Source organism: Kribbella polygonati, assembly GCF_050320105.1.
Classification (GTDB): Bacteria; Actinomycetota; Actinomycetes; order Propionibacteriales; family Kribbellaceae; genus Kribbella.
The window spans coordinates 3,323,118-3,349,576 of the sequence record NZ_CP190129.1 but is presented as its reverse complement, the minus strand read 5'-3'; the positions used below and the strand labels follow the sequence as shown (position 1 = coordinate 3,349,576).

General features: G+C 68.4%; 30 protein-coding genes. 11 read left to right on the top strand and 19 right to left on the bottom strand.

The window, feature by feature from the left end; translation table 11 throughout:
* Nucleotides 1-10: 10 nt before the first annotated feature.
* Both ACQHIV_RS15950 and ACQHIV_RS15945 read left to right on the top strand, forming a co-directional pair.
* Nucleotides 11-352, top strand: a complete 342-nt coding sequence (locus tag ACQHIV_RS15950; RefSeq protein WP_427895048.1) for a PadR family transcriptional regulator — start codon at nt 11-13, stop codon at nt 350-352.
* The gene (locus ACQHIV_RS15945) at nt 349-909 is read left to right on the top strand and encodes an HAAS signaling domain-containing protein (protein ID WP_427895046.1); all 561 of its coding nucleotides are present in this window, start codon (nt 349-351) and stop codon (nt 907-909) included. The genes ACQHIV_RS15950 and ACQHIV_RS15945 overlap by 4 nt, the downstream gene beginning before the upstream one ends.
* Here the strand turns inward: ACQHIV_RS15945 and ACQHIV_RS15940 are convergent.
* From ACQHIV_RS15940 to ACQHIV_RS15930, 3 genes are all read right to left on the bottom strand, one after another.
* Nucleotides 897-1,202, bottom strand: coding sequence for a pyrophosphatase (locus ACQHIV_RS15940; protein ID WP_427895044.1), 306 nt, complete (start codon nt 1,200-1,202; stop codon nt 897-899). The two genes, ACQHIV_RS15945 and ACQHIV_RS15940, sit on opposite strands and share 13 nt — an antisense overlap.
* A gap of 58 nt (nt 1,203-1,260) precedes the next feature.
* Nucleotides 1,261-2,112, bottom strand: a complete 852-nt coding sequence (locus ACQHIV_RS15935; RefSeq protein WP_427895042.1) for a peptidoglycan recognition protein family protein — start codon at nt 2,110-2,112, stop codon at nt 1,261-1,263.
* Nucleotides 2,113-2,200: 88 nt separating this feature from the next.
* Nucleotides 2,201-3,250 (bottom strand): LLM class flavin-dependent oxidoreductase, encoded by a 1,050-nt coding sequence (locus tag ACQHIV_RS15930; RefSeq protein ID WP_427895040.1) that lies wholly within the window; start codon nt 3,248-3,250, stop codon nt 2,201-2,203.
* Between the two features lie 77 nt (nt 3,251-3,327).
* Here ACQHIV_RS15930 and ACQHIV_RS15925 point away from each other — a divergent pair, with 77 nt between their 5' ends.
* The 3 genes from ACQHIV_RS15925 (at nt 3,328) to ACQHIV_RS15915 (ending at nt 7,732) form a co-directional block, all read left to right on the top strand.
* Complete coding sequence (locus tag ACQHIV_RS15925) at nt 3,328-4,722, top strand: DUF2252 domain-containing protein (protein ID WP_427895038.1); 1,395 nt, start codon at nt 3,328-3,330, stop codon at nt 4,720-4,722.
* A gap of 100 nt (nt 4,723-4,822) precedes the next feature.
* Nucleotides 4,823-5,773 (top strand): aldo/keto reductase, encoded by a 951-nt coding sequence (locus ACQHIV_RS15920; RefSeq protein ID WP_427895036.1) that lies wholly within the window; start codon nt 4,823-4,825, stop codon nt 5,771-5,773.
* A gap of 87 nt (nt 5,774-5,860) precedes the next feature.
* Nucleotides 5,861-7,732, top strand: a complete 1,872-nt coding sequence (locus tag ACQHIV_RS15915; protein WP_427895034.1) for a glycoside hydrolase family 76 protein — start codon at nt 5,861-5,863, stop codon at nt 7,730-7,732.
* Nucleotides 7,733-7,735: 3 nt separating this feature from the next.
* Here ACQHIV_RS15915 and ACQHIV_RS15910 read toward each other — a convergent pair whose 3' ends face one another.
* The 4 genes from ACQHIV_RS15910 to ACQHIV_RS15895 all read right to left on the bottom strand — a co-directional run bounded on the left by ACQHIV_RS15910 (nt 7,736) and on the right by ACQHIV_RS15895 (nt 11,961).
* Nucleotides 7,736-8,773, bottom strand: a complete 1,038-nt coding sequence (locus ACQHIV_RS15910; protein WP_427895032.1) for an alpha/beta hydrolase family protein — start codon at nt 8,771-8,773, stop codon at nt 7,736-7,738.
* Nucleotides 8,770-10,293 carry a bifunctional 3-(3-hydroxy-phenyl)propionate/3-hydroxycinnamic acid hydroxylase gene (locus tag ACQHIV_RS15905; protein WP_427895031.1) on the bottom strand — a complete coding sequence of 508 codons (1,524 nt, stop codon included), beginning with the start codon at nt 10,291-10,293 and terminating at the stop codon, nt 8,770-8,772. Before ACQHIV_RS15905 ends, ACQHIV_RS15910 begins: the two co-directional genes overlap by 4 nt.
* Nucleotides 10,294-10,389: 96 nt before the next feature.
* Nucleotides 10,390-11,361 carry an AraC family transcriptional regulator gene (locus ACQHIV_RS15900; protein ID WP_427895029.1) on the bottom strand — a complete coding sequence of 324 codons (972 nt, stop codon included), beginning with the start codon at nt 11,359-11,361 and terminating at the stop codon, nt 10,390-10,392.
* Between the two features lie 33 nt (nt 11,362-11,394).
* Complete coding sequence (locus ACQHIV_RS15895) at nt 11,395-11,961, bottom strand: TetR/AcrR family transcriptional regulator (protein WP_427895027.1); 567 nt, start codon at nt 11,959-11,961, stop codon at nt 11,395-11,397.
* A gap of 85 nt (nt 11,962-12,046) precedes the next feature.
* On the opposite strand from ACQHIV_RS15895, the gene ACQHIV_RS15890 reads away from it, so the two are divergent.
* Complete coding sequence (locus ACQHIV_RS15890; protein WP_427895025.1) at nt 12,047-12,919, top strand: aldo/keto reductase; 873 nt, start codon at nt 12,047-12,049, stop codon at nt 12,917-12,919.
* On the opposite strand, the gene ACQHIV_RS15885 is transcribed toward ACQHIV_RS15890, so the two are convergent.
* Nucleotides 12,916-13,443, bottom strand: a complete 528-nt coding sequence (locus ACQHIV_RS15885) for a DUF2231 domain-containing protein (protein ID WP_427895024.1) — start codon at nt 13,441-13,443, stop codon at nt 12,916-12,918. The two genes, ACQHIV_RS15890 and ACQHIV_RS15885, sit on opposite strands and share 4 nt — an antisense overlap.
* Nucleotides 13,444-13,805: 362 nt before the next feature.
* On the opposite strand from ACQHIV_RS15885, the gene ACQHIV_RS15880 reads away from it, so the two are divergent.
* Both ACQHIV_RS15880 and ACQHIV_RS15875 read left to right on the top strand, forming a co-directional pair.
* Nucleotides 13,806-14,096 carry a hypothetical protein gene (locus ACQHIV_RS15880; protein WP_427895022.1) on the top strand — a complete coding sequence of 97 codons (291 nt, stop codon included), beginning with the start codon at nt 13,806-13,808 and terminating at the stop codon, nt 14,094-14,096.
* Complete coding sequence (locus ACQHIV_RS15875; protein WP_427895020.1) at nt 14,093-14,269, top strand: hypothetical protein; 177 nt, start codon at nt 14,093-14,095, stop codon at nt 14,267-14,269. The genes ACQHIV_RS15880 and ACQHIV_RS15875 overlap by 4 nt, the downstream gene beginning before the upstream one ends.
* A gap of 156 nt (nt 14,270-14,425) precedes the next feature.
* Here the strand turns inward: ACQHIV_RS15875 and ACQHIV_RS15870 are convergent, their stop codons facing one another.
* The 9 genes from ACQHIV_RS15870 to ACQHIV_RS15830 form a co-directional block, all read right to left on the bottom strand.
* Nucleotides 14,426-17,584 (bottom strand): hypothetical protein, encoded by a 3,159-nt coding sequence (locus ACQHIV_RS15870; protein ID WP_427895018.1) that lies wholly within the window; start codon nt 17,582-17,584, stop codon nt 14,426-14,428.
* A gap of 147 nt (nt 17,585-17,731) precedes the next feature.
* Complete coding sequence (locus ACQHIV_RS15865; protein ID WP_427895016.1) at nt 17,732-18,034, bottom strand: hypothetical protein; 303 nt, start codon at nt 18,032-18,034, stop codon at nt 17,732-17,734.
* 137 nt (nt 18,035-18,171) lie between these two features.
* A complete protein-coding gene (locus tag ACQHIV_RS15860; RefSeq protein ID WP_427895014.1) occupies nt 18,172-18,708 on the bottom strand; it encodes a hypothetical protein in 537 nt (178 codons plus the stop codon).
* 800 nt (nt 18,709-19,508) lie between these two features.
* Complete coding sequence (locus ACQHIV_RS15855; protein WP_427895012.1) at nt 19,509-19,658, bottom strand: hypothetical protein; 150 nt, start codon at nt 19,656-19,658, stop codon at nt 19,509-19,511.
* Nucleotides 19,659-19,758: 100 nt separating this feature from the next.
* Nucleotides 19,759-20,199, bottom strand: a complete 441-nt coding sequence (locus tag ACQHIV_RS15850; RefSeq protein WP_427895010.1) for a hypothetical protein — start codon at nt 20,197-20,199, stop codon at nt 19,759-19,761.
* Nucleotides 20,196-20,369 carry a hypothetical protein gene (locus ACQHIV_RS15845; protein WP_427895008.1) on the bottom strand — a complete coding sequence of 58 codons (174 nt, stop codon included), beginning with the start codon at nt 20,367-20,369 and terminating at the stop codon, nt 20,196-20,198. Before ACQHIV_RS15845 ends, ACQHIV_RS15850 begins: the two co-directional genes overlap by 4 nt.
* Entirely contained in the window at nt 20,366-20,584 is a 219-nt protein-coding gene (locus tag ACQHIV_RS15840; RefSeq protein WP_427895006.1) for a hypothetical protein, read from the bottom strand. Before ACQHIV_RS15840 ends, ACQHIV_RS15845 begins: the two co-directional genes overlap by 4 nt.
* Entirely contained in the window at nt 20,581-20,853 is a 273-nt protein-coding gene (locus tag ACQHIV_RS15835) for a hypothetical protein (RefSeq protein ID WP_427895004.1), read from the bottom strand. The genes ACQHIV_RS15840 and ACQHIV_RS15835 overlap by 4 nt, the downstream gene beginning before the upstream one ends.
* A 92-nt stretch (nt 20,854-20,945) precedes the next feature.
* Nucleotides 20,946-21,149 carry a helix-turn-helix transcriptional regulator gene (locus ACQHIV_RS15830; protein WP_427895002.1) on the bottom strand — a complete coding sequence of 68 codons (204 nt, stop codon included), beginning with the start codon at nt 21,147-21,149 and terminating at the stop codon, nt 20,946-20,948.
* 115 nt (nt 21,150-21,264) lie between these two features.
* Here ACQHIV_RS15830 and ACQHIV_RS15825 point away from each other — a divergent pair, with 115 nt between their 5' ends.
* Both ACQHIV_RS15825 and ACQHIV_RS15820 read left to right on the top strand, forming a co-directional pair.
* Complete coding sequence (locus ACQHIV_RS15825) at nt 21,265-21,780, top strand: hypothetical protein (protein WP_427895000.1); 516 nt, start codon at nt 21,265-21,267, stop codon at nt 21,778-21,780.
* Between the two features lie 5 nt (nt 21,781-21,785).
* Nucleotides 21,786-22,985, top strand: a complete 1,200-nt coding sequence (locus tag ACQHIV_RS15820) for a site-specific integrase (protein WP_427894998.1) — start codon at nt 21,786-21,788, stop codon at nt 22,983-22,985.
* A gap of 33 nt (nt 22,986-23,018) precedes the next feature.
* Here the strand turns inward: ACQHIV_RS15820 and glnA are convergent, their stop codons facing one another.
* Entirely contained in the window at nt 23,019-24,443 is a 1,425-nt protein-coding gene (glnA, locus tag ACQHIV_RS15815) for a type I glutamate--ammonia ligase (RefSeq protein WP_427894996.1), read from the bottom strand.
* A gap of 189 nt (nt 24,444-24,632) precedes the next feature.
* On the opposite strand from glnA, the gene ACQHIV_RS15810 reads away from it, so the two are divergent.
* Nucleotides 24,633-25,094, top strand: coding sequence for an RDD family protein (locus ACQHIV_RS15810; protein ID WP_427894994.1), 462 nt, complete (start codon nt 24,633-24,635; stop codon nt 25,092-25,094).
* Here the strand turns inward: ACQHIV_RS15810 and ACQHIV_RS15805 are convergent.
* A complete protein-coding gene (locus ACQHIV_RS15805; RefSeq protein WP_427894992.1) occupies nt 25,091-26,371 on the bottom strand; it encodes a class I SAM-dependent methyltransferase in 1,281 nt (426 codons plus the stop codon). The genes ACQHIV_RS15810 and ACQHIV_RS15805 overlap by 4 nt on opposite strands.
* Nucleotides 26,372-26,459: the final 88 nt, after the last annotated feature.

The following is a 26,459-nucleotide window of genomic DNA, read 5'->3' as shown; positions in this document are numbered from 1 at the left end:
CTTGTGTCGCATGGTAGCGGAGAAGGTCTTCACGCAGCTGCGCCGCGGGACGCTGGAGTACTGCGTTCTCGCGCTGTTGCAGGGAGAGCCCCGTTACGGTTTCGAGTTGGTCAAGGCGCTCGGTGAGGTCGACGGACTGGTCACCACCGAAGGCACGATCTACCCACTCCTCGCGCGGTTGCGGCGCGAGGGCCTGGTGGAGACGAGCTGGCAGGAGTCCGAGTCCGGACCCCCGCGGCGCTACTACACCTCGACACCCGAGGGCAGCCGGGCACTGGCCGAGTTCACCGCGGACTGGCAACGGTTCTGCACGTCGGTCGACAAGATCTTGCAGAGTGGGAGACGGGGATGAACATGGAACTGGACAGCGACCGCCAGGTCGACGCGTACCTGAAGGAGCTGGCGACCGAGGCGGAGGTGCTGCCGGCCGGCCGGCGGGACGAGCTGCTCGCCGACATGAAGGCGCACATCGCCGAGGCACGGGCCGGTGGTGCGACGTCCGAGGACGAGATCCGCGAGGTGCTGCAGCGGCTCGGCCGGCCGAGCGAGATCGTTGCCGCCGCCACCGAAGGCCTGGTGCAGGTCGTCCTGCCGCCGCGGCTGCGCCCGCAGGACTTCGTCGCGGTCGGGCTGGTGTTCTTCGGCCCGTACCTGCTGTCGTTCAGCCTGATCGTGGCCGTGATCGCCTGGGGAGTCGGCCTCGGGCTGCTCTGGACCTCGAACCGCTGGACCGTGATCTGGAAGCTGCTAGGCACCCTGAATTGGCCGATCGGGTACGCCGTCGCCATGGCGCTGGACATCGTCTTCGTGGCCCCGGTCTGGGTCAGCATGGCGGGCGATGCGGTGGTCACGCTCGGGCTGCTCGCCGCCCTCCTGCTGAACGCCCGGGCGCCGCGTCAGGCCTCGTAGGCCAGCCACTTGCGTTCGATCTCGGCGGGAAGGTCGACGTCGTGCTGCTTCGCGAAGAGCAGCAGTTGGCACAGTACGTCGGCGAACTCCTGGTGGAAGGTGTCGCGGATCTGGTCCGCGGTGGCGCCCTTCGTGCGGGCGCGGCCGGTGTGCTGCAGGTAGGACTGGGTGAGCTCGCCGACCTCCTCCTGGAGTTTGAGCAGGAACCAGTCGGGGTCGCGCTCGAAGCCGAGGTGTACGCCGTACCCGACGGAGATCTTCTCGAGCCGGTCCTGCAGGTGCTTGAGGTCCACCCGGACAGGAAACCAGGCCCCACCGACAGAACGCCGGTGGGGCCACATCCTCCTGGTGCTACTTGGCTTCCTCGACCGGCGGGAACGGGTCGAGCGCCTGGTCTTCCAGGGCCGGGTCGGTGTTCGGGTCCGGGACCTGCGGCTCCTGCTGGGCCGGGGCGTCGGCGGCGAGGCTCTTCGGGGCGGTGGCCCAGACGGCGGCGGCCGCGCGGGCGGCGTCGGCGGCGTCGGTCTGGCGTTCGTAGTTCTTGATGTCGAGTGCGTACGCCCGCACCACCGCGGACAGGTCCTTGCGGAGCTGCCGGTGGGTCCAGAGGGCGTACGCCTGCGTGCGGGCCTCGATGAAGTTCTTGAGTTCCTGCATCTGCGCCGGGGTCATGTCGTCGTCCTCCGAGTGGCCGGGGTTGAATTCGCCGCGGGCGATCGCGGCGCGGGCGGGGTCGCCGGGGCAGTCGGTGGGCTCCGGGCGGACCGCGGAGTGCGGCCGGATCGCCGTACCGCGGGGATAGAGCGTGCGGAAGTCGGCGATCACCGCGCGGGTGGTCGCCTTCATCGCGGCGGACGGCTGCTCGCCGGTGACCAGCACCAGCAGGATCGCGCCGTACCGGTCGTTGACGTCGGCGTCGCCGTTCGCGCCGGACTTGGTGCGCATGCCGCGCAGGGTCCAGGCCCGGCCTGCCTGGTCGACCGCGATCTGGTACGCGATGTCCGACCAGCCGCGGCTGTCCATGTGGTAGTCCTGCCATCCGCGCAACGCGGACGCGACCGCCGCCTGCGTGTGGATGACCTTCGTCGAGCCGGTGCCCGGCCAGTGGATCACCGCGCCGTCGACGTGGGACGCGATCAGGTTGCCCGGCCCGGCATTCGGCGGTCGCGCGTTCCACGCGGACCGGGGCAGATATTCGACCATCTGTGCTCCTCACATGCCTCACAGCGCTTGGTGATCAACCGATCACACACGGCATGCGAGCGTCAAGCGGTGATCACATCCAAGCAGCTCAACGGAGCAGCGGGAGGAGCTGGTCGCCGATGCGGATGGTTTCGTCGCGGTACGGGGTGTCGGAGAGGATGAAGTGGGTGATGCCGAGATCGCGGTAGCGGTGCAGGGACTTGGCGACGTCGTCGGGGGAGCCGACCAGCCAGGTGGTGCCGGCGCCGCCTCCGCCGTACTTCCCGGGAGCGGTGTAGAGGTTGTCGTCGAGGACCTCGCCGCGTTCGGCGAGCTCCAGGAGGCGCTGCTGGCCGACGGCCTTCACCCGCAGAGGATCGCGGTGCCCGGGTGCGTCCGCCATCCGCGCGACCTTCGCCTCGGCGTCGGCCCACGCCTGTTCGGTGGTGTCGCGGACGAGCGTGGTGATCCGCAGCCCGAACTCCAGCGGCGGATGCTCCCGCCCGAGCTCCTGCTGCAGTTCCCGCAGCTTCGCGATCCGCGCGGCCACCCCGTCCAGCGGCTCCCCCCAGAACAGCTGTACGTCGGCATCCGTCGCCGCGACCCGTTGCGCCGCGTCGGACGCGCCACCGAAGTACAGCGTGGGATGCGGACGACCTTCCCGTACGACGGGCCGTGTGGCGACGGTGGAGCCGCTGACCGAGAAGTACTCGCCGTCGTACGTCACGTCTTCCTCGGTCCACAATCGCCGTACCAGTTGGAGAAACTCCTTGGTCCGGGCGTACCGCTGCGGCTGGTCGCCCTCGCTGTCGCCGTACGCGGCGAGGTTGTCCTGGCCGGAGACGATGTTGATCAGCAGCCGCCCGCCGGTGAGCTGGTCGAGCGTGCTCGCGGCGGACGCGAAGTGCGCGGGATGCCAGTACCCGGGGCGGATCGCGGCCAGCGGCTGGAACGTCGTCGTCCGGGCGGCGAGCGCGGTCGCGACCGTGAGGGTGTCCGGCCGGCCCCAGCCGGTGCCGAGCAGTGCGCCGGACCAGCCGTGGTCCTCGGTCAGGCGGGCGAGCTCGGTCAGCCGCTCGATGCTGTTGTGTCCCTGGACGGTGTCGTCCCCGCGGTGCCCGGGGTCGACCTGGTTCGGGATGTACCAGAGGAAAGTCATGGTCAGCAGCGTAAGTCTATTCGATTGGTCGACTTTGGGTGTCTCGCGACGTGGGCGAATCGTGGCACGCTGAGGTCATGGACGAGCAGTTGACGGCGGCGGAACGGGCGGCGCGCGGCAAGGCGGTACGCAAGAAGGTCCCGCTGGAGGCGCACGCCGAGGTGCGGGTGAGTGCGACGCGGGATCCGGTCGAGCTGCTGCTCACCCAGGCCGAGGGCCGGGTGCCCGCGCTGGTGCCGATCCGGCACGGGCGGATGCTGGTGTCGCCGTTCACGTTCTACCGCGGCGCTGCGCTGGTGATGGCCTCGGACCTGGCCGAGACGACGCCGACCGGGCTCGGGGTCCAGCTGTGCGGGGACGCGCACCTGTCGAACTTCGGCGCGTACGCGTCGCCGGACCGGCGGCTGGTGTTCGACATCAACGACTTCGACGAGACGTTGCCGGGACCGTTCGAGTGGGACGTGAAGCGGCTGGCGGCCAGCTTCGAGGTGGCGGGGCGCGACAACGGGTTCACCGCGAAGCAGTGCCGTACGGTCGTGCAGACCGTGGCACGGCACTACCGGGAGGCGATGCGCGAGTTCGCCGGGCAGCCGATCCTGGCGGTCTGGTACGCGCGGCTCGACATCGAGGAGCTCGTCCAGCGGTACAAGGCGACCGTGCCGTCGGCGGAGCGGAAGGGGCTGAAGGTCGCCGACAAGAAGCTGGCGAAGGCGTACACGCGGACCAGCATGCAGGCGATCGGCAAGCTCACCTCGGTGGCCGACGGGCGCCGGCGGATCGTCGCGGACCCGCCGTTGGTCGTCCCGATGGAGCAGTTGACCGATATCGACGGGTCGGTGGTGCTCGGGCAGTTGCAGCACCTCGTCGAGGGGTACCGCGGCACGCTGCAGCAGGACCGGCGGCACCTGCTCGACAACTACCGCCTCACCGACGTCGCGCACAAGGTCGTCGGCGTCGGCAGTGTCGGTACCCGCGCGTGGATCATGCTGCTCGAATCGACGAACGCCGACGAGGCGCTGTTGCTGCAGGCCAAGCAGGCCGGCCCGTCCGCGCTGTCGACGTACGCCGTCCCGTCCGCCCATGCGAACCAGGGGGAGCGGGTCGTCGCCGGCCAGCGGCTAATGCAGGCCGCCAGCGACATCTTCCTCGGCTGGCTGCGCGCCGACGCGGCCGACGGCGAGCAGGACTACTACGTCCGCCAGCTCCGCGACTGGAAACTCTCCGCCGACATCGAAACCCTCAACCCCGAAGCCATGACCCTGTACGCCCGCCTCTGCGGCTGGACCCTCGCCCGGGCCCACGCCCGCTCCGGCGACCGCTTCGCGTTGTCCGCCTACCTCGGCAAGTCCACTCGTTTCGACGAGGCCATCACCACTTTCGCCACGACGTACGCCGACCTCAACCAGGCCGACCACCGGACCTTCACCGAAGCGGTCGAGTCCGGCCGCGTCCAGGCCCAGACCGGCGTGTGACTCAGTAGCGGGAGTTGTCGGCGTCAGCAGGAATGGTTGTTGGACTCCGGAACGGGTCTGTGCGCACGATGCTGGAAACGTTCCCGTTCTGGAGGTTCCGATGGTGCGGCGGTCGATCGGTGCGGTGCAGGTCAGTGGGCTCGGGATGGGGTGTTGGGCGATCGGCGGGCCGCATGCCCGGCAGGGGAGTCCGGTCGGGTGGGGCGTCATCGACGACGGGGAGTCGGTGCGGGCGTTGCGGCGGGCGTACGAGCTCGGGGTGACGTTCTTCGACACGGCCGACGTCTACGGGTGCGGGCACAGCGAGAAGCTGATCGCGGAGGCGCTCGGGGACGTCCGGGACGAGATCGTGATCGCCTCGAAGGCTGGGTACACCTACGTCGAGGAGACCCGCGAGGCGCCGGGGGAGAACGGGGATCCGGCGTACCTGCGGTGGGCGTGTGACGAGTCGTTGCGGCGGCTCGGCACGGACCGGATCGACCTGTACCAGTTCCACCTCGGCGGGTACGACCTGGCGAAGGCGGACGAGGTGCTCGCGGTCTTCGAGGAACTGGTTGCCGCAGGCAAGGTCCGGGCGATCGGATGGAGTACGGACGACCCGGAGCGGGCGGCGGTGTTCGCGAAAAGCCCGCACTGCAAGGCGATCCAGCAGCACTTCAACGTGTTCGGCGGCAACGCGGACGTGCTCGCGCTGTGCGAGGAGCGCGGGCTGGCGAGCATCGTCCGCGGTCCGCTCGGGATGGGCCTGCTGACCGGGAAGTTCGCCGCGGACAGCACCCTGCCCGCGGACGACGTACGGCACGGTTGGGACTTCCGCAGCGGTGACCAGGCCGAGTCGTTGCGCCGGCTGGAGGCGATCCGCGACGTACTGACCTCTGGCGGTCGGACGCTCGCGCAGGGTGCGCTCGGCTGGCTGTGGGGCCGGAGCGAGGCTTTCGTCCCGATCCCCGGCTTCAAGACGGTCGCGCAGGTGGAGGAGAACGCGGGCGCGTTGCAGTATGGACCGCTCTCGTCGGCACAGTTGCTGCAGATTGCTGACATTCTGCAGTAGGACGAGCCATTGACATCGTTGTCTCACGCGACGACGATTCTTGCTCGACGCTCGGTGAAACGTTTCCAAGCTCGAGGAGATCCGCCCATGCCCGTCCACCGCCGTACCTTCCGTCTACTGCTGGCCGGGGCGGTGACGCTCGCCCTCGGGCTGGTGTCGCCACCGGCCGGCGCGAGTCCCGGTCAGGCCGCCTCCGGCCCGGCCGCGGTCGCCAGGGCGCGTGTCGCCGCCGACCAGCTGATGAGCTCCTACGAACCGAACAAGGCCTGGTTCCCGTCGAGCTGGTGGAACTCGGCCGTCGCACTGCAGACCATCGGCGACTACATGCAGCGCACCGGCGACCGCCGCTACCTGCCGCAGCTGGACAACACGTTCGAGAAGGACAAGGGCGCCTTCCCCGCCGGGTACCTGTCCGGCGACGAGCTGCTCGGCAACTTCACCAGCCGCGCGATCGACGACTCCGAATGGTGGGGCCTCACCTGGGTGCAGGCGTACGACCTGACCAAGAACCCGAAGTACCTCGACATGGCCGTCAAGATCGCGGAGTACGTCGAGGGCTACTGGGACCCGAGCACCTGCGGCGGCGGCGTCTGGTGGAACGGCGAACGCACGTACAAGAACGCCGTCACCAACGGCCTCTGGATCCGCCTGACCGCCGAGCTGCACAACCGGATGCCGCATGACACCCGCTGGCTCGGCCGCGCGCAGGAGGGCTGGAACTGGTTCACGAACAGCGGCATGATCAACTCCGCCGGCCTGGTGAACGACGGACTGAAGGACAACTGCCAGAGCAACGGCGACACGGTCTGGTCCTACAACCAGGGCCTCGCGATCGGCGCCGGCCTCGAACTGTGGCGCGCGACCCACGACCCCAAGCTCCTGACCGCGGTGCGCCGGCTCGCCGACGCCGCGATCGCCCCGGGTGGGCTCGTCACCGACGGCGTACTGACCGAGTACTGCGACGCGCCGGGCCGGACGTGCGACGACAACGGCAAGCAGTTCAAGGGCATCTTCATGCGGTACTGGACGGATCTCGCCGACACCACGCACGACAGCCGGTACGCCGACTTCGTCGCTCAGCAGGCCGCGACGATCTGGGACAACGACCGCGACGCGTCCGACCGGCTGGGGGAGCGGTGGTCCGGGCAGACCCCGAACGTCTTCGACTGGCGTACCCAGGCCAGCGCCCTGAGCGCACTGCTCGCCGCGGTGCCGGCCACGCCGCCGGTCCGGTCGTTGTCCGCGACAACTGATCCCGCGCTCCCGGTCGTGATGCCGTCGGCCGGTACTCACGTGAAGGTGACGGTCGACGTGCAGGCAACCGGCCCGGTCGGCGAGCGGATCACTGCGAACGTCCAAGCGGCCGCGCCGTCCGGCTGGACGGTCACCCCGGCGCGTTCGACGGTGACCCTGACGACCCGCGGCAACGCCGTACCCGTGCACTCCGCCGTGCAGCTCGACGTGACGATCCCCGCCGGCGCGGCGGACGGCACGCACTCGGTGACCGCGACGGTGACCTCCGGCCCGCTGCTCTCGTACAGCACCCGGTCCGACATCCTGATCGCCCACAAGGCCGACTTCGACACCGGTACGGCGGCCGAGACCCCGTGGCTGTACGACGCCGACGGGTCGCAGAGCAACGGCGTACAGAACCGGTTCGCGGACGGGAACTCGTACTTCGTCTACCGCTTCCCGTTCCCGGCCGACGCGTCGTCGGCGTCGGTGGTACTGACGATCGACAACGAGTTCGTGGTCCAGCTCAGCGGCGACGGGAAGACCTGGACCACGGTCGCCACCGAGACGAACCAGTACCACGACGGCCAGAACAAGGCCGACCGCACCTTCGACCTCACGCCGTACCTGGGTGCCGGCAAGGCGGGTTACGTCCGCATCGCCGACTCGTTCCCCAACGACGGGTGGGGCGGCCGGGTGTACCACGTGACCGCGACGTACAAGTGAGGCTCAGCGCTGGAACCGCTCGCAGAACCAGTCGGTGACGAAGGCATTCCGTTCCTCGGCGTGGTTGGTGACGACGTGCTCGCCGTCGACCCAGATCCGCAGGGTCGACCGGTCGGGGTCGGCCGCGTCGAGGAACGGCTGCTGGTCCGCGAGGCTGACGATCGGGTCGGCTCCGCCGTGCAGGACGAGGAGGGCCGACTCGATCCGGTCGCCCGGTCGCAGCGCGAGCCGGTCGAAGTTCCGCTGGATCGCGTCCGGCTCGGTGGTACCGAGCATCGCGGCGGCCTGGTCGTCGAACGTGCGCATGCCGAGCAGCCGCGGCTGCGCCGGGGCGCCGTTGATGCACACCGCCGTCACCCGCCGGTCCGACGCCGCCGTCGTACCGGCGTACAGGCCGCCCATGCTGTTGCCCCAGAGCCCGACCGGACCGGGCAGGTCCGGCCGGGCCAGTACGTGGTCGACGAACGTCGAGTACGCCGCCCGCACATCGACGTCGAGGTAGAGCCCGCTCGCCAGCCGTGGCTCGCCCTGACCGGGACCCTCGACCAGGAACGCGGTCAGGCCGCGTGCGACGAGCGCGTCCGCGAGCCGCAGGTACGCCGCACCCCAGCCGCTCTGGCCGCCGAACAGGATCACCGTGCCACGCGGTGCAGCCGGCCGGACGATCCACCCGACCAGGTAGCCGCCGGCGAACGGGAGCTGCACCCGTTCCCAGCCGGCCAATGCTCCGGCCCGCCCGACCGCGGCGGTGAAGGCGGCGTACAGCTCGCGCTTCCGTGCGGTGTCGAAGTTGTGCGCCATCTGCGCGAACAACAAGTCGGCCGCACCCGCCCGGAGTGCCTCGACCGCGGTGACGCTGGTGCCGTCGGCTCGCTCGAACTGCGCCTCGGCCAGTTGTGCACACGCGACATCCCACGGCACACCTTCGTCGGTCGCGGCCCGGAGGCCCGCCACGTCGCTCGGCACCATCCCGCAGTCGAGCAAGCGCGGTACCGCCATCGCCCGCCACAGGACCTCCGCCGGTGCAAGCCCAACAGTCATGCCAGTCGCTCCCGCAACTCGTCGACGGCGGCCGGGAGATCCGCGATCGCGCCTGCCCAGAACAGGTGGTAGTCCGGTCGGCCGATGAACGCCTCGACGCCGTTGTCCGCCCAGAAGGCCGCGTACGTACCGCCGATGTCCTCCGCCGGACCGAGGACGGCCGTCGTCACGCCGAGGTCGGCCAGGAAGGCCAGCTGGTCCGCGCCGAGCGACAGGTCCCGGCTACTCACCAGAGTGAAGCCGCGCCCGATCACGTCGTCGAAGAGACCCGCGACCCCGTCATGGCAGACCACGCCTTGTGGTGTCAGCGACCCGGCAAGCGGAGCGCTGGTGACGACCCCGGCTCCGATCGTCGGGAACGGCGGTGGCGGCGGCACGTTGCCGGTCCGGAACGCCTCGTCCCGCGCGGCCGCCTCGACCGGGTCGTGGGTGTTGGCGACCTTGCCCAAGGCCGTCGAGATCTCGGTGATCGCGGTCGCGTGCGGACGCCGTTCGGTCTCGTACGTGTCGAGCAGCGCGTCGCCCGCGAGACCCCGCAGTACGAGATCGAGCTTCCAGCCGAGGGTGACGCCGTCACGCATCCCGGAGCAGGCGCCCTGACCCATGTACGGCGGGGTGGTGTGGGCCGCGTCGCCGGCGAGGAATACCCGTCCGTCGCGCCAGCGTTCGGCGATCCGGCCCTGGAACGTGTACACGACCTGGCGGAGGATCTTCACGTCGTCCGGCCCGAGGCCGTGGGTCTCGTTCAGCCACTTCCAGGCGTACTCGTCCGCCTCGAACGCGGCCTGGTCCTCACCCGCGAGGACGGCGACCTCGAACCGCTGCCGGCTGCGCCCGATCGGCATGAACATGTGGCCACGCGCCGGATCGCAGAACTGGGTCACGGTCCGGAACCGCTCGGGCAGCTCCCGCAGCTGTTCGGTGTCGATGTTGAGCCACCGGTCGTCGACGCCGTTGTCGCTCCGCCCGATCCCCGACGTCGCCCGGACGAAGCTGCCCGCGCCGTCCGCCCCGACCAGGTACCGCACGCGCACCGTCCGTTCCTCGCCGGCATGCGACCACTGGCCGGTCCGGTCCTTCGACCACGGCCGCGCCGTCACCCGCACGCTGTCGTCGTCCTGGCGGACCGAGACCACCGCCCAGCCCTGGTTCACCTCGACGCCGCTGCTCCGGACGTGCCGGTCGATCGCGTCCTCGATGTCGGGCTGGAACATCGAGATGTGCGCGGGGTGCCCGGCCGACGTACCGTGCCAGTCGAGCTCGACCAGGAGCTCGCCGGAACCGTTGAGATAGCGGTAGTTCGGGACCGGGTACGCGTCGCGCAGGGCGTGCTCGAGGTCCCCGGCGCCCTGGATGATCCGCGCGGTCTCGCCGTCGATGTGGGTCAGCCGGGGCAGGCCGTACAGCCCGGGCCAGCGCTCGAAGACGACCACCCTGTGGCCGGCCTTCCCGAGCGTGGCGGCCAGGACCAGGCCGGTCGGTCCGTACCCGACGATCGCGACGTCGTAGTCGTAGTTCATGATGGCCTCCCCATCGGTGATGGGACGACGCTAGGTACGCCGGACCACGCGGGCGATCCGCTTCGCGACGACGTGATCCGCGCCGCGACTGGGATCTCAGCCGGCGTTGAGGGTGGCCGACGGGAGTTCGCCGTACCGCTGCCGGTACGCTGCGGCGAACCGTGGGACGTGGCTGAATCCCCAGCGGAACGCGACGTCCGCCACCGTGGTCGTACCGGGCCTCGCGGCGACCAGGTCCTCGTGTGCGCGGGCCAGCCGGACCTGGAGTACGTACTGCCGCGGCGCCACGCCGACGTACTCGTGGAACTGCCGCTGCAACGACCTGGGACCGATGCCGGCGGCGAGCGCGAGGCGCTCGACCGAGAGGTCGTCCTCGGGATGCTGCTCGATCAGATCGAGCGCCCGCCGGAGACCACCGGGCCGCGGAGCGCTGTGCTGCTGGGTGAGCTGATCGGTGTAGTTGTGCGGCTGGCTGAGCAACAGGCCCGTCATCAGGAACGAGCTCCACGGCGACTCGTTCGTCGACTGCGCGGCCAGCCCGTCGAGCGCCGAGAGATCGTCGACGAGCAGCCGTACCGAACTCGCCCAGGTGGCGGCCGCGGGGTTGCGGAGGTCCATCGCCTGCCCGAAGCGGATCGGGGCGAGGACCGGCCGGCCGAGCAGCTGCTCGAGGTGCCGCTCGAACGCGTGCCGCTCGATCCGCACGTGCAACTGGTGGTACGAGTCGCTCAGCCGCATCGTGGCCCGCATCCGCGGCGAGATGATCGCGGCGGTCCGGCCGTCCACGACCACCTCCTCGTCCCCGCAGGTGATCCGGTTGTGCCCTTGCCACGACAGGTTCACGTCGTAGTAGTCGACCTGCTCGGTCAGTTCCACATCGAGCTCGGCCCCGCGATGCTCGCCGTACACCAGCGACAACGGCCCCAGGCGCGCCACCGCGACGGATCCCTCGATCCGCTCCACGGACCGCCCGGCCGGCGACAACCGGTGCGGCGTCAGGAAGCTGGCCACCGTCGCCCGGAACCGGTCGAGCTCCGCGCCGTCCACGACCGCGTAATGCTCGAGCACGTTCCTGACGGTAGTCCCGGGACGCCCTGCTGCCTAGGCGCGCAGGCCGTCGATCAGCAGGGCGAGCAGGCGTTGGCTCTGGTCACGTTGCTGGGTCGGGTCGGCGGCGAAGACGGCGCCGGCCATGGCCGCCACCACATCATCGGGCGGTACGTCGGAACGGAAGACGCCGGCCGCCACGCCCGCCTCGAGGAACGGTGCGACGGCCGTGGTGAGCCGGGCGCGCGTGTTGGCCTGGGTGATCGCGCCGGAGGCAACCATGGCCCGCAGGTCCAGGCCCATCGCCCGTTTGGAGTCGACGAAGTCGAGGTAGCGGTACATCCAGGCGAGCAGCGCCTCGTCGGCAGGCGCGGACGCAGCCAGCTCGGGTGCCGCGTCGCACAGCCGCGTGAGCTCCTGGTGGTAGACCGCTTCGAGAAGTGCCTCGCGGGTCGGGAAGTGCCGGTAGAGCGTGGCCACGCCGACCCGCGCCCGGGCCGCCACCTTGTCGAGCGACAGGCGGATCGGCTCGCCGTTGCGCGCGGCCACAGCCAGGTCGGCGAGCTCGTCACCGGCGGCTGCCACCACCTGTTCGCGCTTCCGCGCCGCATCCGCCCGCATAAGTGGAGAAACCTCCAGTTGGTGTTATCGTCGAGAAATCGGAGAATTCTCCGTTTCCGTCGACTCTACCTGAGGACAGCAGCTGATGACATCCGAACGACCGGGCGGCACCGTCAAGCTCGGCGAGCACGAGATTGCCAGGATCGGGTACGGCGCGATGCAGCTCGAGCACCTGGAGACGCCCGCGGCCGCCGCCGTACTGCGTCGTGCCGTCGAGCTCGGCGTCAACCACCTCGACACGGCCTCGTTCTACGGGCACACGACCGTCAACCAGCACATCCGCGCGGCCCTCCACCCGTACCCGGACGACCTCGTCGTCGTGAGCAAGGTCGGCGCGCGCCGGGTCGACGCACCGGTGCCGCTGGCGCTCGCCCAGCAGCCGCACGAGCTGCGCGAGCAGGTCCACCTCGACCTCAGCTCACTCGGCCTCGAACGGATCCCGGTGGTCAACCTCCGCTGCGCCGACCAGGGCCCGGGCCTGATCGCGGACGGCGACCAGGTGGTCCCACTCGACGACCAGCTCGCCGAACTGATTGCCCTCCGCAACGAAGGCCTGATCGGCGCGATCGGCCTCAGCAACGTCAGCACCGACCAACTCACCCAGGCCCTGCCCGCCGGGATCGTCTGCGTCCAGAACGCCTACAGCCTGCTCGACCGCTCCTCCGAGGACCAGCTGGAGATCTGCGCCGCGAACGGCATCGCGTGGATCCCGTACTTCCCCCTCGGCTCAGCCTTCGCCCAGATCCCGTCCCCGACCGAGCACCCCGTCGTACAACACCTGGCCACCCGACTGCACACCACCCCCGCAGCGATCTGCCTCGCCTGGATCCTTGCCCACGACAACCACACCGCCCTCATCCCCGGCACCCGCACCATCCCCCACCTCGAAGACAACATCCGCACAGCCGACGTCCACCTCGACGCCGACGCTCTCGCGGAACTCGACGAGCTGAGTTAGTCGCGGCGAGCGGTGCCACGGTGCAGGGCTAGGTGGCCGCCGAGGAAGCCGGCGGCGGACATGACCACGTTTCCGGCCAGGGCGAGCTGAGTGCCGCGGGCGTGGTTGCCGCGGAGGCGGGCGACGAGGGAACCGGTGAACAGGAAGATCGCCGCGTCGGCGCCGAGCGAGTGGACGGCGCCGATCCGGCGTTCCTCGCCGGACAGCTCCGACAGGTCGGCGGCGCCGGCGAGCGCGGTCGGGACAGCTGCCAGTACGCCGCAACCGGCGAGCAGCGTCGCCCCGCGCCGCGACTGGGACCCGCCCGCAACGTCGAGCACGGACGCGCCGAGCCAGCACCCGGTGGTCACGTCGGTCAGCGACGGGTGCAACGAATGACCGAGTACGTCGCTGTGCAGAAAGCTCTGCCGGACCCGCTCGATCAACGGCCCGTACACAACCTCCTGGGCGTGCGCCAACCGCTCGACCAGCGAGCTTTCGCCGATCGCGCGGACCACGCGTTGCGGGAGCGATCTCGACGCCACGCCTCGACGGTACGCTCCGCCCGCCACCTGTGGAAGAACTGAGAACGGCGGCCGGCCCCGAAAGGCCGGCCGCCGTCGTCAGCGGATCAGATGCGACTCACACGTCGTAGTACAGCTCGAACTGCTGCCGTGGCGTTGGCTGCCGTTGGTTATCAACGGCAATGCGGCTTTGACCTGGACATTCTCCGTTGGGTAGTGATGGCTGTCATTGGTCTCAGACGGCCCTCTGACAGAACAACGACGGAACAACGGAGCCGCGGACCTCCGTCCAACCGGACTACCTCAGCCCTTAACTGAGCGGCCCCAGCACGACGACTCAACCGTCGGCCAGGGCCTAGATCCGGAAGGATGAGTTCCGAACCATGAGTGAGACGGTACAGAGCACCGAGGAGTTCGCCCACAAGTGTGACGCCTGCGGTACGCCGATCCCGGAAGGCCGCCGGCTGTGCGGCCTGGACACGGGTGACGCGTTCTGCCAGGCGCCCGAGGACTACGCGCATGGCTACGACCTCGGGATGGAGAACGCCGTACGCGACACGATGCCGCGCGAGGGCGCGACCGCCGCCGAACTGGCGGAGGCGATCGAGCTGGAGACCGCCGTACTGGAGCAGCTGATCAAGCGCCTCGCGCAGGCATTGGCGGCCGAGCGATGACCGCCGAGGAGCTGCGCGAGCAGCTGCGCGCCGATCTCGAACACCACGGAGACGCCGACCCGATGTTCTTCATCGGCTTCATCTCGTCCTGGCTGGCGTCCAACGTCGAGTTGCACCGGCTCGAACAGCTCGTCGATCAGCTGGACGCCGCACACCCAGGCGGCGCGCGATGATCGCCGAGATGGTCCGCATCAGCATGAACCTGACCGAGTTCATCGTCACCGTAGGCCTGGCGTTCTGTGTAGGCCTGCTGCTGGGCTTGGCGCTCAAATAGGTACCGAACAACCGGAACGGCCTCCTGGAGCTTCCAGGAGGCCGTTTCTCGTGTATCAGGTGCCTAGCACCTTCTGTACGCTGTTGCCGCCGCGGATCCGGATTTCGCGGCGTAGCACCTTGATGATCTTGTCGCCCGCGTCCCTTGCATCGAGCGCGCCGGTCACGTTAATCGTGATGTAGGTGTCTCCGCCGGGCCGCGGCCCGGCGGGCACGCCCTGCCGTACGCCGGTGGTCGGGAGCGCCATGTTAGCCAGCTGGGATGCGGCGCCGGCGACACTCGGCAGGCTGCTGACCATGCCGCTGGCGAACCCCTCGGTGGCCATCGAGCCGTGCCAGGCGAGCACCTTCGACGGCGAGTGGATGCCCAAATCCTTCTTGATGCGGGCAACGATCTGCGCCACGAGTTTGGCGCTCGCCGCGTCCAAGGCCTTCGTCTTCGCCAGCAAGCCGTTCACAAGGCCCTGTGCGGCGTCCACACCGGCCTGGTAGAGCGTGCCGGAGGTCGACGTACCCAGGGTGCCGGAAACCTTGTTGATCTGGCCCTGAAGAGAGTTGACGGCGTTTATAGCGGACTGGCCACCACCCAGAAGCGCCGCAGCGAGATCCCCGCCCTGACCAGCGCCGGCTTCCGCGAGCTGCTGGTAGACGGTGGAGTTCAGTCCCTTGGCCTTGAGGCTGGCGAGGTTCGTGACGAAGTTCTGCGTCTTCCGCAGGGTGTCCGACATCTGGCCGATGATCGCCGAGGCAGTGATGCTCCCGGAGCTGTCGGCCTGCGTGTTGACGATCGAGTTGAAGCTGAGAGCCGCGTCCGTGATGGACTTCTTGAAGTCGTTGCGGACCTGGACGGCAGCGGTGAGCTTGTCCTGCGCCGCCTTCAGCTGTCCGGCCGCCTGGACTCGCAGGTTCGCCAGCGCTATCAGCTTCTTGCTACCGGCGGCGAGCGCGTTGGACAGCTTCTTGTCGCCGCCGGTCAGGTTCCCGATCATCGTCTGAACGAGCGCGGTCTCCTGGGCAATGTCGGCGCCGGTACCGGCCTTGCCGGCACTGGAGAATCCGCGGCTCAACTCGCCGCGGAGCTGGCGGAACCCGCGGTTGGGTACGACGAACCCGTTGTGTTCGGTGATCAGGATCTCGGGACCCTTTTCGCCGATGAGATACGGCTGACCGGCCTTCACCGGCCCACCTGAGGCGCGGCCGGGCGCCTTGATCCCGGCCGGGATGCCGCCGACCGTGTGGGTCTCCACCATGTTCCGGTAGAAGTTGGTGGTGATCGTGACCGTCTTCGACGACGGCACCGAGGCGAGGGCGGCCTTGGCGGCGGCGATCCCCTGCTGCAACTGCTTGATCTCCGCCTCGAGCTTGGCGCGCTTGGTCGCGGTCAGGTTCTTATCCGCAAGCTGTGTCTTCGCGGTCGACAGCTTCGCCTGGAGATCCTGGATGTTCGCGTTCAGCCGCGCGGTACGGCTGACGTTCGGGATGCCGATCATGGACTTCGCCATGGCTTCGGCCTGCGGGATCGTCAACCCCATCTGGTGGGCGATCTTCACGAAGTTCGCCCTGGACCTCTCCGCGGCCAGGCCCGCCGCGTCGGTGCCCTTGCCGTTCTTGATCATGTCGGCCGTGAGTGTGTTCGTCGCGCTCGCAAGAGTGTTCAGTGCGGACTGGTTCGCGCGGCCGGCGGCAGTGTTCAGATCGAGTCCCTTGCCGTTCGCCTTGAGCGAGGCCGTGGCGTCGGCGGTCGCCTGCGCCACTGCGATCTGGTCGTTCGACAGTCCCAGGTTGACGCCCTGCAGGCGGAACAACGCCGTGATCAGCGCGTTGGTGGCGGCCGTCTGCCGTGTGAACTGGGCGGTGAGCGCGCGGGCCTGGCGGTTGGCGAGGACCGTCGCATTGGCAACGCCGGTGATCGCGGGCGCAGCAGCGCCGTGGGCGCGGGCGTAAGCGACAGCCGCCGCTCCCGACTGGTTCAGCACGCCGGCGAGCTTCTGACTGTCGACAGCCGACCCACCGAGCAGGCCGTCAACCTTCGAGATCGCGGTGAACAGGGCATCGAAACCGGCCTTCACCGGGTTGAGCTTTTCCGCGAGACCGGTGAAGGTACTGAATCCGCCGGGGAGCTTCTTCAGCATTCCGTTGAGGTCGTTCAGGACCGTGATCGTCTTGATCGCGCTGTCGGCGAGACCGCCGATCCCTTCCGCGAGATCCTTGAGCCCTTGCGGATTCTTCTCGACCGAGTTCGACAGGTCGATCAGTCGGGAAGACAGCTTGCCCACGATGTCCGGCAACGCGCCACCGAGCGACCTCAGCACGGCGGCGGTCGCGGAACTGAGGGGCTGCATCGCAGGCGCGAGGCGCTCGAACGCCCTGCCGACGTCGTTGCCGAACTGGGTGAATGCCGGGTCGAGAGTCTTGAACGCCAGCCCGAGCTCCGGGGCAAACGTCGCAAAGGTCTTCTTCGCTGTCGCGGCCAGTGAGATCAGGGTCGACTCGAACGGTTGCGACAGGGTCCGCATCTCGGCACCCATGTCATGCAGGGTCGTGGACCAGGTCCTCTTCACGACCTCAGACTCGGCGGCAAACTTCAGTCCGAGAGCGCCAATGCCAGCACCGAACCCGGCCACCAAGCCCGAGGCCGCCATGGCGCCGACCTCGGGAAGTACCGCCACCACCGCAGCACCCAGACCAACGGCCAGGGCAGGCCCGAGAACAGGCGTCTTTAGTACCCCGGCAGCTCCACCGATGAAGCCGTTCCCGGCGTTCTCACCGGCCTGCTTGAAGACGTTCCCGCCGTCGCCGGTGAACCACTGAAGCACCGACTTACCCAGGCTCTTACCCGCCTGCTTGCCTTCGGTCTCCAGGGTGCTACCGAGAGACTTCGCAGCCTTCTCAGCATCCGTACCGGCACGTGCAGCGTCCCGCCGTGCCTTGGCCAGGTTGTTCTCCGCGGCAACGATCTGCGAGGCCTTCGAGTTCGAATTGGCGCGCACCTCCTGGAGGCGCTTCTCCGCCACAGCGACCCTGCCCAGGACGTCACTCTGCTTGTCCTGTGCCTTCGTGAGCGCCTCGCTGGCCTTCTGCGCCTCGGCGCTGATCTTGACGGTCTTGGACAGGGACCCGCTCGTCTTGTCGGCGGAGCGTGCCACCTTGTCGAAAACGGCGGACGCGCCGAGATCGCGAGCTGTGATCGTGAAAGCCAGAGACGAATCAACCACGGGTTCCTCCGGGAAGAATTGCCGCCCGCGCAGGTCGGCCGGCCCAATGGAGTAGGGCTGTCTGGGCCGCCTTCGATCCCGGCTGCCCTATGACCGACGGCTTGCGCGTCGAAACAGCAGGGTTGGCGTTGACGCGGGCGGCAAGCATCAGGCGTCCAGCGCCTTGACCATGGCCAGCGCCGCCTGTGCGCTGCCACCGCGGACCCACTGCTCGCGGACGCTCTCAGCGGCGTGCTCGGCGACCCAGCGGGCGCGCGCTTCGGTGAACTGGCCGGCCGGAGGCGTTCCCCACGCGAGCGGGAAGTCCGCAGCGTCACGACGGTCCGCGGTCTCCACTCGACCGCTGCACCGAACCTGCTCGCCGGGACCGGCCGCGTTCCCGGCATCGTCGATCGGGACCTGGTAGATCGAGCCGTCACCCCACGGACTCCCAACAACGTCGTACTTCACTTCGGACCTCCAGTGCGCGGCGGAACCGGCTTCGGACTGGACGCACCGCCGCCGATCCTCGGACCGGTCGGCCTCGGACGTACAGGGCCGGACGGTGGCGTGGGGACGGGGATTCGCTCAATGGCCATTTCTGCTCCTCAGTACTTCCGCGCAGCGCGCTGCACGTAGGTCGCGATCGTCGACAGATCGATGCGAGTTGACAGGCTGATCCAGTCCGTCGAGTCGCCTCGCGTGAACGCGACGCTCGGGACCTCGTCCGCGACGGCCGGCGATGCGGCCTGCCAGACCTCGCGTGCGACCCGTAAGCCCTCGTTTACGGCGGCGCCGCCCAACTCCGCACCGCCGCCCCACTGCGGCTGACCGCGATGCTCGCGTACGAAGCTGTCATGCGCCTCGGCGAAAGCCTGATTGACGGCTTCCTGCAACGCCGCAACCGCCTTGGCGTGCTCCTGGAGACGGCGGGACTCGGCGGCCCGCGCCTCAGCCTCGGCCGCGCGGAGCTGCCTCCCGAACTCGTACGCCTGGTCCAGCGGCAGCGCCGCACGACCCAGGTAGTCGAACTCCACCTCGACGCCGTACAGATCCCGGAGAGCCTGCACTTCGGCAGGTCCGAGACGGTCATACCCGAACTCGCTCAACGGAACGAGCGGTGCGTGCTGCTGCTTCGTCGTCATGAAATGAGCCTGACATTTCGCAGAGTTTTACGCCGTTGTGGACGGCAACCAAGGCAATACGACCTCGGCCGCCCAGGATGCCCACGTGGCGGCAGTGCCTCACCGCATGCCGCGCAACCGCCGACCGGCTCATCCATGAGCGTGTTCGCCATCTGCCGCAACTGGACCGCCAGCGGGTGCTTCTCCGCTGCCAGCTGGTCCGCGAAGTGCCGCAACATCACGCCAGTCGCGCCCAGACGCCGTGCCGCCTGCTCGGTGTTCACAAGCACCAATGGCGCGTATGGCCGGGACCGCCAGGCTTCCTCACCCAGCACTCGCAGTCCGGCGGACAGGTACACGGTTGCGGGCCGGACAGGACCGGACCCACAGGCATCCGGGCGCCCTTGCTCGCGTTGTGCGACTTGCAGGTGCCGCGCAGGTTGCTGCGCTCGTACGGACTGCCGCCGGCCTGCAACGGCACGATGTGGTCGACCTCGGTCGATGGACGCACGCAACCCGGCACCATGCACAACGGCTCCTCACGCAGCACCTGCGCACGGATCGCGCGCCACCTCTTGCCGTCGATCCGGTCCTGGTTGCTCCGACACTTGTCGCACTTCGTCCGCGGCCTGCCGCCGTTCAGCCGCCGAGGCGCCGAGAACGGCCTGCCACACGCCGTACAGGTCGCCATCACGACCTCCCCGCGTGCAACGTGACAGGAAAAAACGTCGGAGAGAGATCGCTATCCGGAGCTCGGGTGGATAGGCCCTGACATAAAAAATAGTGATCAATCAGGCGTTTGATTTGGTTGCTGATTGCCGTCATTGCCCCTGCTCCTCGTCCTTCGGTGCTGGCACCCGTACGCCGGACGCCTTGTCGTACTGGCCGCGGCGGCGTCGGCCACCACGCCGGCGACGTTGTGCCGCTGCATCGGCCAGTGCCTTGCGCCATGCCTGTTGCTGTTCGGTCATGACGCCTCCCGAGAACGGCAGCCGGGATGCAGACCGGTGCTGGCGTACCAAGCGCCGGGATCAATCGGAGTGCCGCATCCGCCGCACATCCCTACGTCTCCTATTGATGGCGTCTGTAGGTCTGTAGGTCTGTATGTATGTCTGTCTGCGTTGGTCGTACGTTGGGTCCAACGTTGGGATGGTTGTTGACAGCAACGTCACGCTCATCCTTGGCACGCTTCCGGCGCTGCCTCTCGCGTTCGGTATCGCGGTGCTTGAGCTGTGTCGCCAGCGATGAGCGGAAGACGTCGCCGTGGTGCTCGACCACGTACGCGTCACCCTCATCACGCCAGAAGCCGTGAGCAATGAGATCCTTCGCTGCCTGCTCCCAATCGGCGGATCCGGCGAACCGCCGTACGAGGTGCTTGGCTATCCGCATCTCCATGACCTCGAGCCGGTACAGGTAGTGCAGTGCCTCGGTGTGGGTGCGGACGGCGGCATCCGACAATCCGAAGTCCGCACACTGGTCGAAGAACTCGACGCCGTACTTCGCCCACGTCACCAGTTCACCCCCAGGACATCGGTGGTGGAGTCGAACCTGTCGGTTCTCAGGACGCCGGCTTCCCATTCGGCACGGTGTGCCGTGCACAGTCCGTCCGTCTGTGGCCTGTTGCAGCCGATGACCGCGCAGGTGCCTGCGTTGGCCACGAGCTCGATGATGTTGTCTGTCATGACTTCGGCCTCCGCTCGCGGTAGATCGCGCCCTCGATCTCGCACAGACAGCACAGGTCCGCCGCCTGCTGCAGGTTGATCACCCAGCCGCGGCCGGCGCGTGACCACTTGGCCTGTGGTGCGATCTCGTGGACCAGTGCGTCATGGCCTTTTCCCGTGACCAGGGCGAGTCTGGCTTCCTCGTTTCGGAGTACCCACACAATCGCGCGGCTCATGACGCCTCCGCGAGTACCTGGCGCACGTCATCGGCGTACGCGCCGGCCCGGGCTGTCAGCAGTAGTTCTGCGTGCCGTCGACAACGGTCAGCATCGGCCTTCAGGCGTGCATCACGTGCAGCGATCTCGGCTTGGCCTGATCGACCGATGAAGTCATTGGGCCGAGGGCGGGCCCACTCGAACAGCTGGGCACGACGCTCGAAGGTTGCGGCAAGTCCCTCGGCCAGGGCGTCTTGCAGCACTCGCCGTCGCATGTTCTCGGCATCCACGACGTACATGGACTGGGCGCGCAGTCGGGTACCTTGGTTTCGAGCTTCTTCGCCGTCGCTCCTAGGGGCCGCCTGCGGGCGGCCTCTCTCGTTCACGCGGCGTCTCCACCCACCCGCGTTGCCGCGTGGGCCTCATCAAGCCATGCCTTCACGTCGGTTTCAAGGTAAAGAACCTTGCGGCCGAGCTTGAAGCTGTGCGGTCCCTTGCCGATGTGCCGCCAGTAGCGGACGGTTTCCGGCGAGGTGCGGCAGAGTTCCGCGACCTCAGCGGTAGTGACGTATCGGCGGTCGTTCATGGCGGTTTCGCCTCCCTTGTCAGAGTAGGTTTTATCAACCTGCTCTGACGCTAACACCGTGAACTAACGGTGTAGGTGTTGACACCTACGCGAAATGTGATGTAAACCTACTCTCATGAGACACATGCTCGGGACCGGCGGTTGGCATCGCTTCGATACCGCCGAGTTCCCCGGTGAGGTCAACGTCAGAGTGGTCGACGGCAAGGTGACCGAGATCTACCTCAATGGACGCGGCCACGAGATCACACCGAAGCAACTGCGAACGCTGCCACTGCTCCGGATGCGATCAGCCGCCCTGACGACGCGCCCCGAGGTGCAGGCCATGATGGCGGCCGAGACGGCCAAATGGCCGGACCGTGACGTATCCGCTGAGATGGACCAGGCATACGGCGGGAGCGCGAAATGGTTCCGCGACAAGGTTGTGACGCTCAAGCCGCCCGCCGATGGACTGACCCCAGAGTTCCTCCAAGACGTTGCGGTCGCATACCAAGCCGCTGTTGCGCGGGGAGAGCGCCCCAATAAGGCGCTCGCCGAGCAGACCGGGTACATGGTGCGCACGGTGCAGCGGTGGGTCTACCTGGCGCGGAAGGCCGGCTATCTGGCTCCGACGCGCCCCGGCGAGACGGGATAGTCGTCATGGGCTTCACGAAGGACCTATGGCACACGACGAAGACCGACGCCGAGGGCAACAAGGTCAAGGTTCCGACGTCGCGAGATGGCAAGGGCAAGCGATGGCTAGCGGTGTGGCACGAGGCCGATGGGCGCGAGCGCACGAAGGCGTTCGACAAGAAGGTCGACGCGGATAGGTACTGGCCTACCCAGGAGACCGACGTCAGCCGCGGGACATACGTCAGCCCAGCGGACGCCAAGACCACGGTCGACCAGTGGTGCACGACATGGCTCAAGGGGTATGCGACCCGGCGCGACTCGACAGTTCGACAGGCCAAGACGCACGTTGCATTGATCTCGAAAGCGTTCGGTGAGCTACCGCTGAACGGCGTGCGGCCATCTGCCGCCCGTAGTTGGTGTGCGCAACTGAAGAGCGACGGGTACGAGCAGAGCTACGTGTACGCGCTGCACGCTCGGCTGTCCCAGATCATGAGCGACGCTGTGCACGACGGCATCCTGCCCCGCAATCCTTGCAGCCGTCGTACGTCGCCTGGAGCAGGCAGGCAGAAGCCCTACTGCGCGACCACCGAGCAGGTCTGGGCGCTGTACGACGCGTTCCCGGAGCACCTGAGGCCCGCGATCCTGCTGGGCGCGTTCGTCGGTCTGCGGACCGCTGAGGCGTGCGGAGCCCGCATCGAGGACACGGACTTCATGCGCGGCGTGTTCACCCCGGCTGTGCAGTGGCCGGCGCAGCCGTTGAAGACCGACGCATCCAAGACGCCGGTGCCGATGCCGTCCGAGCTCACGCTCGAGCTGTCGGCCGCGGTCGCTCGCTGGGGGAGTGAGTGGCTGGTCACGGACGGAGCAGGCGGTCAGGCGTCGCCCTGGTCGATCGACCGGGCGATCCGATCGGTACGCAAGCGGCACATCAAGCCGCTGCCCCCGGACCACGCGAAGGACTGCCGGGGCTGCCTCGTGCCCGGCCTGCCTCAGGAGTTCGTGTTCCACGACCTCCGGCACTACCTGGCGTCGCTGCTGATCGCGTCGGGCGCCGACGTGAAGGTGGTGCAGGCCCGGATGCGGCACGCGAGTGCGAAGACGACACTCGACACCTACAGCCACCTGTGGCCGGACGCAGACGAGTCGACCCGTGCCGCCGTTGGTGCAGTGCTGGCGGCACGGGTCGGGAGCCTCACGGAACAGCCACGGAACGCAGGGGAGTCGTGATGACGTTCCCGCAGGTCAGCGGCCTACAGCCGATCACACGTCGTAGTACAGCTCGAACTCGTGCGGGTGCGGGCGGAGCTGGATCGGGGCGATCTCGGTGTCGCGCTTGAGGTCGATCCAGGTCTCGATCAGGTCGGACGTGAACACGTCGCCCTCGAGCAGGAACTCGTGGTCGGCCTCGAGCGAGTCGATCACGGCCGGCAGCGAGGTCGGCACCTGGGCGATGCCCGCGTGCTCCTCCGGCGGCAGCTCGTACAGGTCCTTGTCGACCGGGTCGGCCGGCTCGATCTTGTTGCGGATGCCGTCCAGGCCGGCCAGCAGCTGGGCCGAGAAGGCCAGGTACGGGTTCGCCGACGGGTCCGGGCAGCGGAACTCGATGCGCTTGGCCTTCGGGTTCGAGCCGGTGATCGGGATCCGGATGCAGGCCGAGCGGTTCCGGGACGAGTACACCAGGTTGACGGGCGCCTCGAAGCCCGGCACCAGCCGGTGGTACGAGTTCACGGTCGGGTTGGTGAACGCCAGCAGCGACGGGGCGTGCTTGAGCAGGCCGCCGATGTACCAGCGGGCGACGTCGGACAGGCCGCCGTACCCGGACTCGTCGTAGAACAGCGGGTCGCCGTTGCTCCACAGCGACTGGTGGCAGTGCATGCCCGAGCCGTTGTCGCCGAAGATCGGCTTCGGCATGAAGGTCGCGGTCTTGCCGGCCTGCCACGCCTTGTTCTTGACGATGTACTTGAACTTCATCACGTCGTCGGCGGCCTTGAGCAGCTCGTCGAAGCGGAAGTTGATCTCGGCCTGGCCCGCCGTACCGACCTCGTGGTGCGCGCGCTCGACGATCAGGCCGGACCGCTCGAGCGCCAGCGTGATGTCGTCGCGCAGCTCGCCGAAGTGGTCGGTCGGCGCGACCGGGAAGTAGCCACCCTTGTACCGGACCTTGTAGCCGCGGTTGCCGCCGTCCTCGACCCGGCCGGTGTTCCAGGCGCCCGCGACCGAGTCGATCGAGTAGTGCGCGCCGTTCGCCTTGGTCTCGAACCGGACGTCGTCGAAGACGTAGAACTCGGCCTCCGGCGCGAAGAACGCGGTGTCCGCGATGCCGGTCGACTTCAGGTACTCCTGAGCCTTCCGGGCGATGTTGCGCGGGTCCCGGCTGTAGGCCTCACCGGTCAGCGGGTCGTGCACGAAGAAGTTCACCACCAGCGTCTTGGCGCTGCGGAACTCGTCGATGAACGCGCTGGTGGGGTCCGGCAGCAGCTTCATGTCCGACTCGTGGATCTGCTGGAACCCGCGCACCGACGAACCGTCGAAGGCCAGGCCCTCCTCGAAGACCTCGGGACCGAACGACGACACCGGGACGGTGAAGTGCTGCATGATGCCGGGAAGGTCGCAGAACCGGATGTCGACGATCTCGACGCCCTCGTCCTTGACGTAGGCGAGCAGCTCCTCCGCGCTGGAAAACATACGTACTCCTAGGGTGGCTCAGAGATTCATCTGAACGTAGGGCCTGCCGGTTTCTCCGTCGTGACCCTGATGTTTCGCGGATGTTACGCCCAGCGTGTCCGCGCTGACCCACTGGTGTACGGCGGTTACGCCCTGAGATATCGCGGCCCGCACGGGGCACCATCAGAACATGTCCGTAGGCTAGACATCATGGCATCATCCGCTTCGCCCGCAACCGGACCCACCGAAGAATTCCGTTACCCGGGCAACCGGCTGGGGCTGCCCGAGGAGGGGTCCGGCTCGGTCGGGACCTGGGGACGGCGGCTGCTGGCGCTGCTGGTCGACTGGCTGCTGGCCGGGCTGATCGCGTCCGCGCTGACCGGCCGGCCGATGTGGGCGGGCGGCAACAACTACAGCCTGATGCACACCACGGCGTTCTTCGCGATGTCCGCGATCCTCGTCGGCCTGGCCGGCAGCACGATCGGCCACCGGCTCTGCGGCCTGCGGGTCGCCCCGGTCCGCGACAGCACGACGTACGACGGTCCACCCGGCCTGCTCGCCGGCATCATCCGGTCCGTGCTGATCTGCCTGATCATTCCCGCGGTGGTCTTCGACCGCGAGCGCCGCGGCCTCCACGACCTCGCCGCGAAGACGATCGTCGTACGGCGTTAACGCCTGGTCAGCAGCAGCTGTACGTCGTCGAGGTACCCGGTGCGGAAGCCCGCCTCGGAGTACGCGAGGTAGAACTCCCACATCCGCCGGAACGTGTCGTCGAACCCGAGCGCGCCGATCGCCGGCCAGTGCTCGATGAACCGGTTCCGCCAGATCCGCAGCGTCCGCGCGTAGTCCGCGCCCAGGTGCCGGACCACCTCCGCGCGCAACCCGGTGTGCTGCGCGGTGACCTCCTCGATCACCTTGATCGACGGGATCAGCCCGCCCGGGAAGATGTACTTCTGCACCCAGGTGAACGTGTTCCGGGTGGCGAGCATCCGCTCGTGCGGCATCACGATCGCCTGCACGACGCCGACCCCGCCGGGCGCCAGCCGCCGCTCGATCGCGTCGAAGTACACCGGCCAGTACTTCTCGCCGACCGCCTCGATCATCTCCACGCTCAGCACCGCGTCGAACTCGCCGATCTGGTCGCGGTAGTCACGCAGCGCGACCTGCACCCGGTCGCCGACGCCGGCCTCCGCGATCCGCCGCTGCGCGAGCAGCGCCTGCTGGGAGGCGATCGTGATGGCGGTCACCCAGGCGCCGCGCTGCGCGGCCCGGATCGCCAGGCTGGCCCAGCCGCAGCCGATGTCGAGCACCCGCGACCCGGACTGCACCCCGGCCGCGTCCAGGATCGAGTCCAGCTTCCGCAGCTGCGCGGCGGTGAGTTCGTCGTACGACGCGGACGCCAGATCGAGGCCCGCGTCGGCACCGAAGTACGCCGCGGAGTAGGTCAGCGTGGGGTCGAGGAACTCCGAGAACATCGCGTTGCTGAGGTCGTAGTGCCGGCTGATGTTCTCCCGGGCGCCGGCCCGGTCGTTCTCCTGCTCGCCGGGCTGGGACCGGGTGACCAGCCAGCGCAGCGACTGCGCCCACTTCGGCAGCAGGTGCCGGGTCTCCTCGTTGCTGAACCGCTCCGCGAACGGCACCAGCAGGTCGGCCAGGTCGGTGCCGGGCTCCGGATCCCAGTCGCCGGCCAGGTACGCCTCGCCGAACCCGGACCCGGCGTCCTGCCCGAGCCGGTCGAGGAACGCCGCCGTACGGTGCACGCGCATCGCCGGGCCACCCAGCCCGTACGACCGGTTGCTGTCCAGGTGGATCGTGGCGGGCAGGTCCTTGGCGATCAGCCGGATCGCGGTCGCCGCACCGTACCGGCGGACCGGATTGGAACGCGGGCGGGCCAGCGTCGGCCACGTCTCGGTCTCCGGCTGATGGACCGCCGGCATGAGGTCCGTCATGTCTTCTGTTCCCCTGTAATCCCGTCCTGGTCGCACTCTAAGGGCAACCAGCCTCCCCACGGCGCATGTCTGAACAGTTCAACTGCCC